Source organism: Acinetobacter sp. UBA2581, assembly GCF_002339435.1.
GTDB classification, from domain to species: Bacteria; Pseudomonadota; Gammaproteobacteria; order Pseudomonadales; family Moraxellaceae; genus Acinetobacter; species Acinetobacter variabilis.
The window spans coordinates 77,646-92,509 of the sequence record NZ_DDLD01000105.1 but is presented as its reverse complement, the minus strand read 5'-3'; the positions used below and the strand labels follow the sequence as shown (position 1 = coordinate 92,509).

Below are 14,864 nucleotides of genomic sequence, written 5' to 3'. Positions count from 1 at the left end.
TAGTGCGTAAGTCCTATAATATTAGAAATATTCTTTATCTGCTTAATCAAATGTGGAATGAAAAGAATCGCATGAATAAGCCCCCATGCTATATCTTGGTTAAGGATCATAATGAAATATTGGATACAGTTTTTAAATCATGGAATGTTATGCCAATAACTGCAGCAGAATTAGGAATTAGTGAAACAGATAGAAATAAACAGAATAAATTAGTTTTAGACGTAATATCTTCTTGATAAAAAACCCGCTCTAAAGCGGGTTTTTTATTCTAAAATTAATCAGCATTAACCAATCAATTTTTTCATTAATTCATTTACTTGTGCAGGGTTTGCTTTACCTTTTGCTGCTTTCATCACTTGACCAACAAGACCGTTGAAAGCTTTCTCTTTACCAGATTTATACTCTTCAACCATCTTCTCGTTAGCAGTAAGTACTTCCTTAATAATCGCTTCAATTGCGCCTGTATCAGTTTCCTGTTTCAAGCCTTTTTCAGCAATAATTTCGTCCGCAGATTTGCCTTCGTCCCACATAAAGCCGAATACTTGCTTCGCGATCTTACCGTTAATGGTGTTGTCCACAATACGTGCGATCATGCCACCAAGTTTTTCCGCAGATACAGGAGAGTCAGCAAGGTCTAGACCAGCTTTGTTTAAAGCACCTGAGAATTCGCCCATCACCCAGTTTGCCGCAATCTTGCCTTGCGCAGCACCACCAGCAGCTTTAACGACTTCTTCGTAAAACTCTGACATTTCACGAGTCAGTGTAAGAACGTGAGCATCGTACTCAGTCACACCAAAGTCAGCCACGAAACGTGCACGACGTGCAGCAGGCAACTCAGGCATGGTTGCTTTAATTGCTTCGATTTGCTCATCCGCAATCACCACAGGCAACAAGTCTGGGTCAGGGAAGTAGCGGTAATCGTTCGCTTCTTCTTTAGAACGCATTGACCGGGTTTCCATCTTCACAGGGTCGAACAGACGAGTTTCCTGGTCGATGGTGCCGTCCCATTCCAGAATTTCCATTTGACGTTCAATCTCAACATTGATCGCTTGCTCAATGAAACGGAATGAGTTCAGGTTTTTCAACTCACAACGTGTACCGAATGGTTGACCCGGACGGCGTAAAGACACGTTACAGTCCGCACGGAACGAACCTTCTGCCATGTTACCGTCAGAAATACCTAACCAGCGTACCAGTGTGTGAATCGCTTTAATGTAGGCAACTGCTTCTTCAACCGAACGCATATCCGGTTCAGATACGATTTCAAGAAGCGGCGTACCGGCACGGTTCAAGTCGATGCCTGACATGCCTTCAAACTGGTCATGGATTGATTTACCTGCATCTTCCTCAAGGTGCGCACGAGTCACGCCAATGCGTTTAACCGTGCCATCTTCAAGCTGGATGTCGATATGACCCAAGCCTACAATCGGGTTATCCATCTGGCTGATCTGGTAGCCTTTTGGAGAATCCGGGTAGAAGTAGTTTTTACGTGCAAATACAGAGGCTTGGTCGATGTAAGCATCGATACCCAGACCAAAGCGAATCGCAAGATCAACGACTTCTTTGTTCAGTACTGGCAATACGCCCGGCATCGCAAGGTCTACAAGGCTCGCCTGAGTGTTTGGATCATTACCAAATTCAGTTGATGAACCAGAGAAGATTTTAGATTTAGTCGCAAGCTGAGTGTGAATCTCGATACCAATAACGACTTCCCAACCATCAATCAGGTTAGATTTTGGTTTAGCAGCGTTTTTAGCCATTATGCATTCTCCTCAGCAATTGCAGCGCGTTTAGTATGCCAATCAGTTGCTTGTTGATACTGGTGTACCACAGACAACAATTGAGATTCTGACCAGTAGTTACCAATCAGCTGTAAGCCAACTGGCAAGTTGTCTTTGTCAAAACCAACAGGCGCATTAATCGCAGGAAGACCTGCAAGGTTTACCGCGATGGTGTAGATGTCACCTAAGTACATTTCAACCGGAGACAGGTTTGCACCGATACGATATGCAGTAGTCGGTGCAGAAGGCGCAGCGATGACATCGACAGATTCAAATGCTTTAAGGAAATCTTGCTGGATCAGACGGCGTACTTTCTGTGCTTTTACATAATAAGCATCGTAGTAGCCCGCAGATAACGCGTAAGTCCCAATCAGGATACGACGTTGAACTTCGGCACCGAAACCTTCTGAACGGGAACGTTTATATAGGTCGAGAAGATCTTTAGGCTCTTCACAACGGTAGCCATAACGCACACCGTCATAACGAGACAGGTTTGAAGATGCTTCAGCAGGGGCAATCAGGTAATACGTTGGAACATAGGCTTCCGTCATGTTGAGATCAATCTCAACCAGCGTTGCGCCCATTTCTTCCAGTTTTTTTAAGGATTCTTCAACGCGTGCTTTTACATCAGCATCCAGACCTTCAACATTGAAGTATTGTTTAGGAATACCAATGCGCAGACCTTTTACAGAAGTGCCGTTCAGGTTGGCAACGTAGTCATCAACGTCTTTGTCCATGGAGGTTGAGTCTTTGGCATCATGACCGGCCATCACATTCATCAGGTAAGCACAGTCTTCCGCTGAACGTGCCATTGGACCACCCTGATCCAGTGATGATGCGTACGCGATCATACCGAAACGTGATACACGGCCATAAGTCGGTTTTAGACCAGTCAGACCACAAAAAGATGCTGGTTGACGGATTGAACCACCGGTATCGGTACCGGTTGCAAAAGGTGCTAGATCAGCAGCCACAACCGCAGCAGAACCACCTGAAGAACCGCCTGGAACGTGATCTAGTGCCCAAGGGTTTTTGGTCGCGCCAAAATAAGATGACTCAGAAGTTGAACCCATGGCGAATTCGTCCATGTTCACTTTACCAAGTGTGACTAAGCCCGCAGCTTTACCTTTCGCTACAACGGTCGCGTCGTAAGGAGAGATAAAATTGTCCAGCATTTTAGAACCGGCAGTGGTTTTAATGCCTTGGGTACAGAAGATATCTTTATGCGCAATGGGCACGCCAGTCAGGGCAGTGGCATTGCCGGCTTTGATTGCAGCATCGGCAGCATCAGCTTGAGCCAATGCCTGTTCAGCAGTCACGGTCACATAAGCCTTGACCTGTGCATCAATTTTTTCGATGCGTTTTAAATAGTGTTGAGTCAATTCGCAGGATGAAAATTGAGCATTTGCCAAACCTTCAGTCAGTTCACGAATGGATAAGCGGTGTAAATCTGTCATGAGAAATAATTCTTTACGTTTAATTTAATAAAAAGAATGGACTGGGTAGTAATTACTCAATCACGCGTGGGACGAGATACAAACCGTCCTGTACAGCAGGTGCAACTGCTTGGTATTCCTCACGATGATTGCTTTCCGACACGACATCTTCACGTAAAGGCTGTGGGTGGTCGAAAGGGCTTTTCAGTGGTTCAACACCGTCAGTATCGATGCCTTTCAGCGTTTCCATCATGCCTAAAATTTTATTTAAACTTTGAGCATATTCAGCAGATTGCGTATCATTAAGAGATAACCTTGCGAGGTTGGCAATAGCTGAAACTGTTTCTGCATTTAAATCTGCAGAAGACTGTGCATCCGATGTAGACATAATATTACCTAATCAGTATTAAAAAAAAATTCAAATTATCATGCGTTATGATAAGCGATTGACTTGTCCAAATCATCACATTTAGTTAAAGTGGCCACCTTGCGTCCATATAAAGTTTAACTGAGAACGTCCCCGTGATTCTAAAACGACTAATAGGCTTGTTTTCGCCAGATCTCGCTATTGATTTAGGTACTGCAAATACACTTATTTATGCGCCAGGACGAGGCATTATATTAAATGAACCGACGGTTGTAGCCATCCGTCACAGTGGTTCACATAAAATTGTTGCTGCCGTAGGTCTTGACGCGAAACAAATGCTTGGTCGTACCCCAGCAAATATTTCTGCAATCCGTCCGATGAAAGACGGCGTGATTGCGGATTTCGAAGTGACCGAAACCATGTTAAATCAGTTCATTGGTAAGGTACACGAAAAACGTTTATTCCCGCCAGCGCCACGCGTGGTGGTTTGCGTGCCATGTAAATCGACACTGGTTGAACGCCGTGCGATCCGTGAAGCAGTTTATAATGCGGGTGCACGTGAAGTACGTCTGATTGAAGAACCGATGGCTGCTGCAATTGGTGCAGGCATGCCGGTTGAGCAGGCATGTGGTTCGATGGTTGTCGATGTGGGCGGCGGTACAACTGAGATTGCAGTAATTTCATTGCAGGGCTGTGTATATGCAGACTCGCTGCGTATTGGCGGTGATGTATTTGATGAACAGATCATCAACTACGTACGTAAGGCACATGGTTGCGTGATCGGTGAAACCACAGCTGAAGTGATCAAAAAAGAAGTTGGCATGGCACTTCCAGATGAAGGTGCAAAACCGCTGGAAATTGAAGTTCGTGGCCGTAACTTGGCTGAAGGTGTGCCTCGCGCGATTGTGGTGAACTCGGATGAAGTCACTCAAGCGATCTCTGATCCACTACAAAACATCGTGTCTGCTGTGAAATCTGCATTGGAACAAACACCTCCTGAACTGTCTTCTGACATCGCTGAACGCGGGATCGTGTTGACCGGTGGTGGTGCATTGCTGCGTAACCTGGACAAGCTGCTTGCTAAAGAAACAGGTCTGCCTGTTGTGGTTGCTGAAGATCCACTGTCTTGCGTGACTCGTGGAGGTGGTAAGGTACTCGAATTCTTCGACAATCCAAATCATGACATGTTATTTGTAGGCTAAGACAAGGATTCGGCGGGTGCAAGCACATCTGTTTTCTCGACAACCGCCATCTTTTCGCTCTTTTATCATTGCACTGATAACATGTCTGGTGGTGCTGTTCTTTGACTGGCGCATGCCACATGTTGTTCAACCTGCAAGGGATGTCTTGTACGCGGCCTATAATCCCATTTATGCCGTGGCCAGCTATCCGGTACTGTCGCGAGAATGGCTGAATCAACAAACCAAATCTGAAGCACAACTGCGTCGTGAAAATACCGCGATGCAGGCTGAGCTATTGCAGGCGCAAGTTCGCCTACAAAAAATTGCAGAGCTTTCTGCAGAAAATACCCGTTTGCGCGGTCTTTTAGATACCTCTCTGATTCTTGATGGACGTATGGAAATTGCTGAGGTGATTGGTACCGATGCTGATCCGCTACGCCATATCATCGTGATCAACCGTGGTTCCAATAACAAGCTGAAAGTCGGTCAGACCGTACTGGATGACATGGGGATTATGGGACAGATTATTGATGTCTATCCGCATAGTAGCCGGGTTATGCTGCTCTCTGATAAAGAACACTCCTTGTCGGTACGTCTGGAACATACTGGCATGCGTGCCATTGTCTCGGGAACCGGGGATCTGGGACGCCTGAAAATGGAATATGTACCGACCAGTGCCAACATCAAAGTCGGTGAAAAAGTCTATAGCTCGGGTTTGGGACAGCATTTCCCGGCAGGCTATCTGGTCGGCACCGTCTCTAAAGTACAACGTCATAATTCAGGTGAGTTTGCCCAGATTGATGTGGTTCCGGCAGCGCAGCTGGCTGGTGGTCATCATGTAGTGGTGTTATTTTCCGATTCTTTAGCGATGGAGCAGCCACATGTCGATCGCTAAACTGAAACCAAGAACCCATCGGGATCCCTTGTTGCCGATCATGATTTCGGTAATTTTTGCCTCGGTTCTGGTGGTCTATCCTTTATCTTATTCGCTCTCTGGCTGGCGCCCGCAGTTTATGCTGATGATCATGCTGTTCTGGGTGTTGTGTCAGCCGACCTGGTGTGGAATCTGGTTTGCATTTGCTACCGGGATATTCATTGATTTACTGCTTGATGCGCCTTTAGGTCTAAATGCACTTAGCTTTATCATCATTGCTTTTGTGGCACGTTTCCTGACCCGTGAGCGCCGTATTCTGACCTTTGCTAATTTATGGGTCATTACGGCAATTGCGATTCTGGCACATTTGATGATTATCTTCTTTGCCCAGATTTCGACCGGCGTACAATTCTCATTTGCACGACATTGGATTCCCATGCTGACTAGTGTCATCATATGGCCAGTGCTTTATTACTTTTTGAGAAAATGGCGCATTTAATCCTCGCTTCCAGCTCACCCCGACGCCGTGAACTTTTGCAGCAACTCGGGCTGAACGTTGAGATCTGTAGCCCAGATGTAGACGAATCTGTACTGGAAAATGAGTCCATTGCAGCCTATGTCGAACGTCTGGCACAAGTCAAAGCGGAAGCGGTGGCCAAGCTGTTTCCGGATGCCATTATTATTGCTGCGGATACCAGTTTAGGTGTGAATAATGAGATTTTGGGGAAACCTGAATCCAAACAGCATGCCTTTGAAATGTGGGAAAAAATTTCAGGGAGATGGCATGATGTGTTTACTGGAGTGTGCGTCCGCACAAAAGAAGAAAAATACAGTATAGTAGTTCGTACACAGGTTGAATTTCAGCCACTAAATAGCCATGATATGGAAAGTTACTGGGCAACAGGTGAGCCGCTTGGGAAAGCAGGCGCCTATGCAATACAGGGAATTGCAGCGCGTTATATTCCAAGAATAGAAGGTAGTTATTCGAATGTAGTGGGCTTGCCACTATATGAAACAGTACAGTTATTGCAGACGGTTAAGGCACTAAATTAACTGCTGAAAAAGAATTCTTATAATGTTTTGAGTGTTGTTATGTCTGACGAGTTGTTGATTAACGTCACACCGATGGAATGTCGGGTGGCGTTGATTGAAAACGGCACGGTGAATGAACTGTTTGTCGAGCGTACGGCCAAGCGCGGATTGGTCGGGAATATCTATAAAGGGAAAGTGGTCCGGGTCTTGCCGGGCATGCAGGCCGCTTTTGTTGATATTGGCCTGTCCAGAACGGCATTTTTGCATATCAATGACATGGTCTGGCCACGTAACCAGCCAACGCCGAATGTATTCGAGCTGTTGCAGCCGGGTCTGATTCTCACCGTTCAGGTGATGAAAGACATGCTCGGCACCAAGGGCGCACGTCTATCTACTGATCTTTCTATTCCTTCACGTTATTTGGTCCTGATGCCATATGGCAATCATATTGGTGTATCGCAGCGGATTGAATCCGAAGATGAACGCAATCGTTTACGCTCGATCATTGAGCGTATTCAGGCAGAACACAAGCTGCCAGGTTCCGTCATTGTCCGTACTGCCGCTGACGGCATTGAGGAAGAAGCGATTGCACAGGATATGGCTTATCTGGCTAAACTCTGGGAATACATTCAGCGCAAACAAAAAGTCATCGCAGTGCCTTCATTGATCTTTGAAGAGCTGCCTTTGCCACAGCGTGTTATTCGTGATCTTGCCAATGAAGAAACCGAAAAGATCTATATCGATTCACGCGAAATTCACGGCAAGTTGAAAGAGTTTGTGGATGAGTTCGTGCCGAATATGAAAGACCGTTTGCTACATTATCCGGGCGAGCGACCAATTTTCGATTTGTACAATGTCGAAGAAGATCTGCAAAAGGCTCTACAAACCCGTGTAGCACTGAAGTCCGGTGGTTATCTGATGATTGACCAGACTGAAGCCATGACCACAATTGACGTCAATACCGGTTCTTATGTGGGCGGTCGCTCGCTGGAAGATACGGTGTTTAAAACCAATATGGAAGCCACACAGGTCATTGCACGTCAGCTGCGTCTGCGTAATCTGGGCGGTATTATTATCATCGACTTCATTGACATGCAGGAAGCCCAACATCGTGAAGAAGTGATGAACCAGTTTATGAAAATGCTGGAACGTGATCATGCCAAAACCAAGATCACCCAGGTGTCTGAACTGGGACTGGTGGAGATGACGCGTAAGCGTACCCGTGAGTCTTTGGAACACTTGTTATGCGAGTCCTGTCCGACCTGTCAGGGACGTGGATATGTGAAAACAGCAGAATCAGTGTGTTACGAAATCTTTCGGGAAATCCTGCGCTATGCTCGCGCTTATGAATCACAAAGTGGCTTTACTGTCGTTGCCCATCCGGCAGTGATTGATCGGCTGTTAACTGCAGAAGCCCCAGCTGTGGCGGATCTGGAACACTTTATTAATCGTGTAATTAAATTCCAGGTCGAAAATTTATACACGCAAGAGCAATACGATATCATTCTCAGCTGAAATTGTAACAGAATATCGTTAAACACTTGTTACATCTGAAATTTTACATCTCTACTGATATTTACAATACTAGAAACATCAAATTAGCCAAAGCCTTTCTCCCAGTTCTAGGCTTAGCAAAAGGAGTCTATGATGAGTATGAGTAAAGTTGTAATCAATAAAAGCTTGAAACACGTATTAGAACCAAAGGCTGTGCATGCAGGATATATTGTGGATGAACGCGGGAATGAAGTTCAGATTACAGCTTCTATGATTCGCTCTGTTTGCCATCAGTTATTAAAACAGTGTCGTACTATTAAAAGTTAATTAAACCAAAATAGATTGCAGTTGTATGAATTTCATTCAAACTGTAAAAAGGAATAAAATCAAGGGGCTTAAATTGCCCCTTTGTTTTTCAATAAATGATTGGCAAAAGTGCTCACACACTTTTTAGCAGTCCATTGCCAGATTTTATTCGTCCGCGGCTAACTGACCGCTTTCAACTTTGGGACGGGTTCACCATCCACAATCCGTTCGAAGCGCTGAATTTCTTCTTCAAGATGAGTCAACAGATTCTGCATTTTGGGTAGAGCATTACGGCAAGCGGTAAGACCTACTTCAAGCTTGTCCATATAACTGGTCATCGTGATATTCAGTGCTTGTCCATCCAGTACAATTGAAGCCGGATATAAGGCTTCCAAACGTGCGCCATTCCAGTATAGGGGTTCCTGAGGACCAGGGACATTGGAAATGATTACGTTAAATGCCTGACGTTTTGGCATTAAGCCAGATGCAATATTGAATCCTGCAAGACCATAGACAAAGGCACTATAATTCAAAATTTGATTGGCATTCATGCGCTTAAAGCGCTCTTTAGCACTGAGTACACTGCGACGTACTGTTTTTAAGCGTTCTAAAGGATCATCCTTATGCGTGCCCAGATTCGCCAGAATCATGGTAATACGGTTGGAAACATCGGAATCATCACTACGTACGGAAGCCGGCACCATCGCAATCAATGGTTTTTTCGGCAAAGCATTTTGTGTGAGTAAATATTCGCGTAAGGCACCTGAACAGATCGCCAGCACGATATCATTAATGGTTACACCTAAAGCTTTGGAAATATGACGCAGACGTGAGAACTCAAAAGATTGGGCTGCGAAACGACGTGAGGTACTAACACGCTGATTTAAAATCGAACTTGGCGCCTGAAAGCTGGATACATAATCCGGATTACGCCCCATATCTTTCAGTACGGTTTGCGATAATTCATAAGCCACTCGTGGTGTACATTCCAGCTGTCCTTTAATCGCCTGTAGCACATTCTTCATGCGGCTGACTTTCGGCGCTTTCAGACGTTTTGCTCGTGGGCCTTCTACACACCAAGGTGGCACAATACTTTTCGCATGTGGATCATGAGAAAGTGATTTCTCTACCAGACGCATGCCTGCAATACCATCTACCATCGCATGGTGAATCTTGAAGTACATGGCAAAACGGTTGCCTTCAATGCCTTCAATAATATGACAGGTCCAAAGCGGTTTAGCGCGGTCAATCAGTGCACTATGTTCTTGGGAAATATAAGTCAGCAGCTCGCGGATACGCCCAGGTTTCGGTAAGGCAATATGACGAAAATGATGATCTAAATCAAATTCTTCATCTTCATCCCAGAATAAACCGTTTAAATAGTTATTAAATGGAGGAATCGGTGAGGATTTGGAATTACGAATATCAGTCACCAGATCCTGGATAAAAGAGGCTGGTGCATTGTCAGGAATTTGAAACAAAAATAACCCGCCTACATGCATAGGCTGCTGCCGTTTCTCTAAAGACAAAAAAATAAAGTCAATCGGATGTAATGGACGCATAGCGTAGATTGCCTCACTGCATTTTCTTCAGCTGCTCATGTATAAGCAACCTTGTTAGAATTATTGGTATCACATTACAAAGTATAGCGATTTTGTCGCATAAAGGTACTGATTTTTCTGTAGCCGATTGGTTCACAGAAAAACCACCCGACGAACGGATGGTTTTTTAAGATTATTTTTTCAAGTTGCCGGCATGCAAGCCACATTCTTTATGGGTGGCTTCTTCCCACCACCAGCGTCCTTCGCGTTCATGCTGATTTGGCAGCACAGGGCGGGTACAAGGTTCACAACCAATCGAGATGAAACCTTTTTCATGCAATGGATTGTATGGAATTTCCATCATACGGATATAATTCCACACATCCGCGCTAGACCAGTTAGCAAGGGGATTATATTTAATCAGCTGTTTGCCTGGACCAGAAAAACCTTCATCAGATTGAACCACCGGAATGTCATTCCGTGTTCCCGGGCTTTGGTCTTTACGCTGACCAGTAATCCAGCCATCTAAAGTTGCCAGTTTTTTGCGTAAAGGCTGCACCTTGCGGATTCCACAACATTCCTGATGGCCGTCACGGTAGAAACTGAACAGGCCTTTTTCAGTCGTTAGTTGTTGAATCGCCTCTGTTTCCGGGAAGCAGATTTCGATATCAATATTATAGTGCTGGCGAACTTTTTCAATAAATTGATAAGTCTCAGCATGCAGACGCCCTGTATCCAGGCTAAATACCCGGAAAGGTTTACCTAAATGCGATGCCATATCAATCAGTGCAACATCTTCTGCACCGGAAAATGAAATGGCAATTTCACCTTCCTGGTCGAGAGCAAGCGCTAAAATTTCACTTGGTGATTTATCCGCATATTCAGATGCGAACGCATCTACCATAGCAATAGTGGGGATTTTGGTCATATGAGTCCTGGCAACATAGGCTTGGAAATGACGTGGCCTATATGAATTTATTTCAGATTTATTCTATTTTAATAGAAATGCCCAAAGCTACTTATCACTAAAAAATAGATACTTATGAAAAAAATAGATTTAAAAAAGAACAATGCAAAATATGAATCTTCAGCTATGATAGGGCAAACTTTTTTCAATACAATTGAGGGGGATGCTTCATGGAAGTCGTATGTCTAGATCTAGAGGGCGTTTTGGTTCCAGAAATCTGGATCAATTTTGCTAAAAAAACAGGTATTAAAGAGCTCGAAGCAACGACACGTGATATTCCTGACTATGATGTGTTGATGACCCAGCGTTTGAATATTTTAAAACAGCATGGTTTGGGCCTAAATGATATCCAAGCCGTGATTGCGGATATGGGACCATTTGAAGGCGCTAAAGAATTTGTAGAATGGGTAAGTACTCATTTTCAGCTGATTATTCTGTCTGATACTTTCTATGAATTTGCTCATCCTTTAATGAAGCAACTAGGCTGGCCAACGATTTTCTGTCATAAGCTGGAAACTGATGAAGAGGGCATGATCACTGCTTATAAACTTCGCCAGCCAGATCAGAAGCGTCAGGCAGTGAAAGCATTACACGGTCTGAATTTCCGTGTGATTGCAGCCGGTGATTCATATAACGATACCACAATGCTGGGTGAAGCAGATCATGGCTTCCTGTTCGACGCACCAGAGAATGTGATTGCAGAATTCCCGCAATTCCCGCCAATTTATGGTTATGACGCATTGAAAGAAGCAATCCGTAATGCATCGGTACGTAATATTCCAGCTTAATTTTTAAGTTTGAAATTAAAAAAAGGCACCAAAGGGTGCCTTTTTTTATTAGAGTAAAACTCTTTATTGCTTAGAAACGGTAGCCGATTTTTAGGCCATAACCCATGGCATGGTTGTCTTCAAAATCACCTACAATAGTACCGCCAGTTTGTGCTTGGGCATCGCCTAACCAGAAATATTTTACGCCAGCCTGAATAAAGTAATTCTCAGCAGGGCTATATTGAGCACCTAAGCCTACATTCCAGTAACCTTCAGTTGGACCTAAAGTCGTTACAGGGTTGCCTGCACCTGAGTCATAACCTACAGAAGCTGAACCTGACCATTTATTATTGAATTTGCGACCTACACCGACTGTTGCTGACCATTGATCATTAGAGTAATCGATCAGATTTTGTGCTTTTCCTTTTGCCAAGGCTGAAGCTTGAGCGAGTAAAGATGGTGTTACAGCAAATTGATCCCAATGAACCCAACGAAGATTTGCAAAAGCAATAGTATTTTGAGCGACACCTGATTGCAGATCAATATTTACCGACTGAGGTGTAACCGCCTCTACAGTACTTTCTCTTTCACCTAAAGTCGCCAATAATGGTTTTGCTGGACTTAAAGGATGACCTGCATCAGGAAGTTGTTGTCCTAAAAGAGCTAAATCAGACTGTTCAGAAGATTTTGCTTTATGCTTAATTTCTGAACGATAGGTAACAGAAGCTTTTAATGCAATTTCAGGAATTTGATAAGCAAATCCAGCAAGCCATCCAAAGGCTTCTTCTTGTTTAAGCTGAATGTTATAGCCACTTAATAAAGAATAAGCACCCCCCCGTAATTTAATATCAGCCTCAACAGTTTGCCACACTGGACCAGCATAGAAATTCCAGTTTTCTGTAGGTTGATAACCAATGAGGGCAGTTAAATTATGTGTGTCAACATCAACTGATGTACCTTCTACACCATTACCAAAAGAACCAGCAGTTTCAGCGTATGTTGCATCTGCTCCAAAAGGTTGATCATAGATCAAGCCTAAAGAAATTTTGTCTGTTGCTTGAACTTTAATTGCAGCAGAGGGGAAATAGTAATCTTCCCCCATGTCGTTAATTTTTTCACCTTCAAAAGCAGATACTTTAGATGTCCCTTTCACAGTTGGATCAAGAACAGAAATTCCTGCTTCTGCATAGTTACCAGGTTGTAAAAAAGCCTGAATAGACTGGCCTGAACGGTCTAAACCGGCAGCGAACACGAGAGAAGTAGGCAGGCTAGAAAGAAGAATAGCGATAGAGATTGGCTTAAGCTTCATGGCTCATCCTTGACAATGTTGCATAAATATTAATAAAAGTTGTGGAAAAGTAACACAAATTTAAAAAGAGTAAATGCTCCACTTCGTCCAAGAAATTAACTATGGCGGTTATAAAAAATGATTGCTTAGAGTATTTATACTATATTTTTTTGATTAACTTAATGAAAATAAACAAATAATAATTTTTATCAAAATATATTAAAAACAAAATTTAGGCAAAATTTGATTGGTGATAAAAGCATCGAATAGTATACGGGTGTATAAAAATATAAATGAGACAATAAAAACCACCCGAAGGTGGTTTTTATTAACTAACAGGAATTAGAAGCGATAGCCCATTTTTAAGCCATAACCTAAAGCATGGTTATCTTCAAATTGTGCCACAGAGTTTCCTGTACCAAACATTGATGCAGGTTGAGCTTTAGCATCACCTAACCAGAAGTACTTCACACCACCAGCGATAAAGTAGTTTGCAGCAGGTGAGAATTGTAGACCTAGGCCAACGTTCCAGTAACCTTCAGTTGGACCTAAAGTTGAAACAGGGTTGCCTGCACCTGAATCCCAACCTACAGAGACATTACCTGCCCATTTTTCATTAAATTTACGGCCTACACCTACAGTAGCTGACCATTGATCATCTGTATAACCCACTAAGTCAAAACCATTTGGATTATCTGGGGTTAAGCCTGCGGCACCTAAAGCTTCTGAAACTGTACCAAACTGTTCAGGACGAATTGAAAAATCTTCCCAGTTTACCCAGCGCACATTAGCAAAAGCGACTGTGTCAGCCATGATACCAGTTTGGAAATCAAGGTTTACAGATTGTGGAGTTGTAATTTTGGTAGTAGTGTTTTCGTTATATACCGCACCTGGTCCAGGAACTAAACCAGTTAAAATTAAGCTTGTACCATATTCATTCGTTGCTGCTTCGTGATCAATTTCAGAGCGATACGTTAAAGATGCTTTTAATGCGATTTCAGGAATTTGGTAAGCTAAACCTGCAATCCAGCCTACTGCAGAATCTTTCTTCATATCTGCATTATATTGGCCTAATGCAATAGTAGAACCGTATGCGGTACCACGTAGTTGAACATTCCCTTTAACGGTCTGGTATACCGCACCACCATATAGATTCCAGTTTTCAGTTGGTTGGAAACCTAATAGGAACGTTAAATTTTCGGTTGTAACTTCTACTTCAGTTGCTTCTTGGCCATCATGCAATAAGCCCTGTCCAGCAAATAATGCAGCTGGAAGCCCCAAGCCTGCTAATGCTGGGTTTGCTCCAGCATCACCAACTGAATAGGCTGCATCAGCACCAAAAGGTTGATCGTATAAAAGACCCACTGATAATTTATCAGCTACTTGAAACTTTAATGCTGCACTTGGGAAGTAATAATCTTCGCCCATGTCTGATAGAGAGGTATTCTCAAGACCAGCTAAAGCTGCAGGAATAGCAGCGTTAGGTGTATAACCTGCATTAGCTTTACCAGATACAGATGGATCTAAAACAGAAATACCTGCTTCAAAATAGTTACCAGGTTGTAGGAAGGCTGCAATAGATTGGCCTGAACGATCTAGTGCTGCTGCAAATGCGCCTGTCATAGGTACAGTTGCAAGAATCATTGCAGTAGTTAATGTTTTTAATTTCATTTACGTCTTTCCTTGAGGTACAAATTTATATCTAGCGTTGTTGTTTGCACTTATTGAATTCTTGGAGATTTCGGGTATTTATCCGCAATCATTTGTTACTCCATGTGACAAAAATAGCACAATTAAAATAAGAGTAAATGCTCTAGAAAAAACTAATTA

15 protein-coding genes are annotated in these 14,864 nt (G+C 43.4%); 8 read left to right on the top strand and 7 right to left on the bottom strand.

Annotation, left to right across the window (positions count from 1 at the left end):
• On the top strand, nt 1-236 hold a 236-nt coding region (locus B3Q46_RS13850; protein ID WP_286716274.1), incomplete at its 5' end, for a hypothetical protein.
• Nucleotides 237-284: 48 nt separating this feature from the next.
• Here B3Q46_RS13850 and gatB read toward each other — a convergent pair.
• Genes gatB through gatC form a run of 3 tightly spaced genes read right to left on the bottom strand, consistent with a single transcriptional unit; the run spans nt 285 to nt 3,605 of the window.
• Nucleotides 285-1,760 carry an Asp-tRNA(Asn)/Glu-tRNA(Gln) amidotransferase subunit GatB gene (gene gatB, locus B3Q46_RS13845; protein WP_175966983.1) on the bottom strand — a complete coding sequence of 492 codons (1,476 nt, stop codon included), beginning with the start codon at nt 1,758-1,760 and terminating at the stop codon, nt 285-287.
• Nucleotides 1,760-3,238: an Asp-tRNA(Asn)/Glu-tRNA(Gln) amidotransferase subunit GatA gene (gatA, locus tag B3Q46_RS13840; protein WP_175966985.1), complete on the bottom strand. Its 1,479-nt coding sequence runs from the start codon at nt 3,236-3,238 to the stop codon at nt 1,760-1,762. The genes gatB and gatA overlap by 1 nt, the downstream gene beginning before the upstream one ends.
• 52 nt (nt 3,239-3,290) lie before the next feature.
• Nucleotides 3,291-3,605 carry an Asp-tRNA(Asn)/Glu-tRNA(Gln) amidotransferase subunit GatC gene (gatC, locus tag B3Q46_RS13835; protein ID WP_005234479.1) on the bottom strand — a complete coding sequence of 105 codons (315 nt, stop codon included), beginning with the start codon at nt 3,603-3,605 and terminating at the stop codon, nt 3,291-3,293.
• 134 nt (nt 3,606-3,739) lie between these two features.
• Here gatC and B3Q46_RS13830 point away from each other — a divergent pair, with 134 nt between their 5' ends.
• The 6 genes from B3Q46_RS13830 to B3Q46_RS13805 all read left to right on the top strand — a co-directional run bounded on the left by B3Q46_RS13830 (nt 3,740) and on the right by B3Q46_RS13805 (nt 8,492).
• Nucleotides 3,740-4,786 (top strand): rod shape-determining protein, encoded by a 1,047-nt coding sequence (locus B3Q46_RS13830; RefSeq protein WP_005234480.1) that lies wholly within the window; start codon nt 3,740-3,742, stop codon nt 4,784-4,786.
• A gap of 16 nt (nt 4,787-4,802) precedes the next feature.
• Nucleotides 4,803-5,660, top strand: coding sequence for a rod shape-determining protein MreC (mreC, locus tag B3Q46_RS13825; protein ID WP_175966987.1), 858 nt, complete (start codon nt 4,803-4,805; stop codon nt 5,658-5,660).
• Nucleotides 5,647-6,138 (top strand): rod shape-determining protein MreD, encoded by a 492-nt coding sequence (mreD, locus tag B3Q46_RS13820; protein ID WP_005234482.1) that lies wholly within the window; start codon nt 5,647-5,649, stop codon nt 6,136-6,138. The genes mreC and mreD overlap by 14 nt, the downstream gene beginning before the upstream one ends.
• Nucleotides 6,126-6,692 carry a Maf family nucleotide pyrophosphatase gene (locus B3Q46_RS13815; protein ID WP_175966988.1) on the top strand — a complete coding sequence of 189 codons (567 nt, stop codon included), beginning with the start codon at nt 6,126-6,128 and terminating at the stop codon, nt 6,690-6,692. The genes mreD and B3Q46_RS13815 overlap by 13 nt, the downstream gene beginning before the upstream one ends.
• A gap of 39 nt (nt 6,693-6,731) precedes the next feature.
• Complete coding sequence (rng, locus tag B3Q46_RS13810; RefSeq protein ID WP_175966990.1) at nt 6,732-8,186, top strand: ribonuclease G; 1,455 nt, start codon at nt 6,732-6,734, stop codon at nt 8,184-8,186.
• Nucleotides 8,187-8,318: 132 nt separating this feature from the next.
• A complete protein-coding gene (locus B3Q46_RS13805) occupies nt 8,319-8,492 on the top strand; it encodes a PA1571 family protein (RefSeq protein ID WP_004783090.1) in 174 nt (57 codons plus the stop codon).
• 158 nt (nt 8,493-8,650) lie between these two features.
• Here the strand turns inward: B3Q46_RS13805 and B3Q46_RS13800 are convergent, their stop codons facing one another.
• On the bottom strand, nt 8,651-10,033 hold the full coding sequence (locus B3Q46_RS13800; protein WP_005234485.1) for a WS/DGAT/MGAT family O-acyltransferase: 1,383 nt from the start codon (nt 10,031-10,033) through the stop codon (nt 8,651-8,653).
• A 172-nt stretch (nt 10,034-10,205) separates the two neighbouring features.
• Nucleotides 10,206-10,940 (bottom strand): phosphoadenylyl-sulfate reductase, encoded by a 735-nt coding sequence (locus B3Q46_RS13795; RefSeq protein ID WP_286716267.1) that lies wholly within the window; start codon nt 10,938-10,940, stop codon nt 10,206-10,208.
• 209 nt (nt 10,941-11,149) lie between these two features.
• On the opposite strand from B3Q46_RS13795, the gene thrH reads away from it, so the two are divergent.
• Nucleotides 11,150-11,767: a bifunctional phosphoserine phosphatase/homoserine phosphotransferase ThrH gene (thrH, locus tag B3Q46_RS13790; protein ID WP_004783083.1), complete on the top strand. Its 618-nt coding sequence runs from the start codon at nt 11,150-11,152 to the stop codon at nt 11,765-11,767.
• Nucleotides 11,768-11,837: 70 nt separating this feature from the next.
• Here the strand turns inward: thrH and B3Q46_RS13785 are convergent, their stop codons facing one another.
• A complete protein-coding gene (locus B3Q46_RS13785; protein WP_004783082.1) occupies nt 11,838-13,055 on the bottom strand; it encodes an OmpP1/FadL family transporter in 1,218 nt (405 codons plus the stop codon).
• 321 nt (nt 13,056-13,376) lie between these two features.
• On the bottom strand, nt 13,377-14,705 hold the full coding sequence (locus B3Q46_RS13780; RefSeq protein ID WP_004783080.1) for an OmpP1/FadL family transporter: 1,329 nt from the start codon (nt 14,703-14,705) through the stop codon (nt 13,377-13,379).
• Between the last annotated feature and the right edge of the window lie 159 nt (nt 14,706-14,864).

Bases quoted from the DNA above. Each gene is read 5' to 3' on its own strand.
- B3Q46_RS13795 (WP_286716267.1), bottom strand. From the start codon at position 10,940: ATGACCAAAATCCCCACTATTGCTATGGTAGATGCGTTCGCATCTGAA.
- mreD (WP_005234482.1), top strand. From the start codon at position 5,647: ATGTCGATCGCTAAACTGAAACCAAGAACCCATCGGGATCCCTTGTTG.
- B3Q46_RS13805 (WP_004783090.1), top strand. From the start codon at position 8,319: ATGAGTATGAGTAAAGTTGTAATCAATAAAAGCTTGAAACACGTATTA.
- gatC (WP_005234479.1), bottom strand. From the start codon at position 3,605: ATGTCTACATCGGATGCACAGTCTTCTGCAGATTTAAATGCAGAAACA.
- B3Q46_RS13785 (WP_004783082.1), bottom strand. From the start codon at position 13,055: ATGAAGCTTAAGCCAATCTCTATCGCTATTCTTCTTTCTAGCCTGCCT.
- B3Q46_RS13815 (WP_175966988.1), top strand. From the start codon at position 6,126: ATGGCGCATTTAATCCTCGCTTCCAGCTCACCCCGACGCCGTGAACTT.
- B3Q46_RS13800 (WP_005234485.1), bottom strand. From the start codon at position 10,033: ATGCGTCCATTACATCCGATTGACTTTATTTTTTTGTCTTTAGAGAAA.
- thrH (WP_004783083.1), top strand. From the start codon at position 11,150: ATGGAAGTCGTATGTCTAGATCTAGAGGGCGTTTTGGTTCCAGAAATC.
- B3Q46_RS13780 (WP_004783080.1), bottom strand. From the start codon at position 14,705: ATGAAATTAAAAACATTAACTACTGCAATGATTCTTGCAACTGTACCT.
- gatB (WP_175966983.1), bottom strand. From the start codon at position 1,760: ATGGCTAAAAACGCTGCTAAACCAAAATCTAACCTGATTGATGGTTGG.
- rng (WP_175966990.1), top strand. From the start codon at position 6,732: ATGTCTGACGAGTTGTTGATTAACGTCACACCGATGGAATGTCGGGTG.
- gatA (WP_175966985.1), bottom strand. From the start codon at position 3,238: ATGACAGATTTACACCGCTTATCCATTCGTGAACTGACTGAAGGTTTG.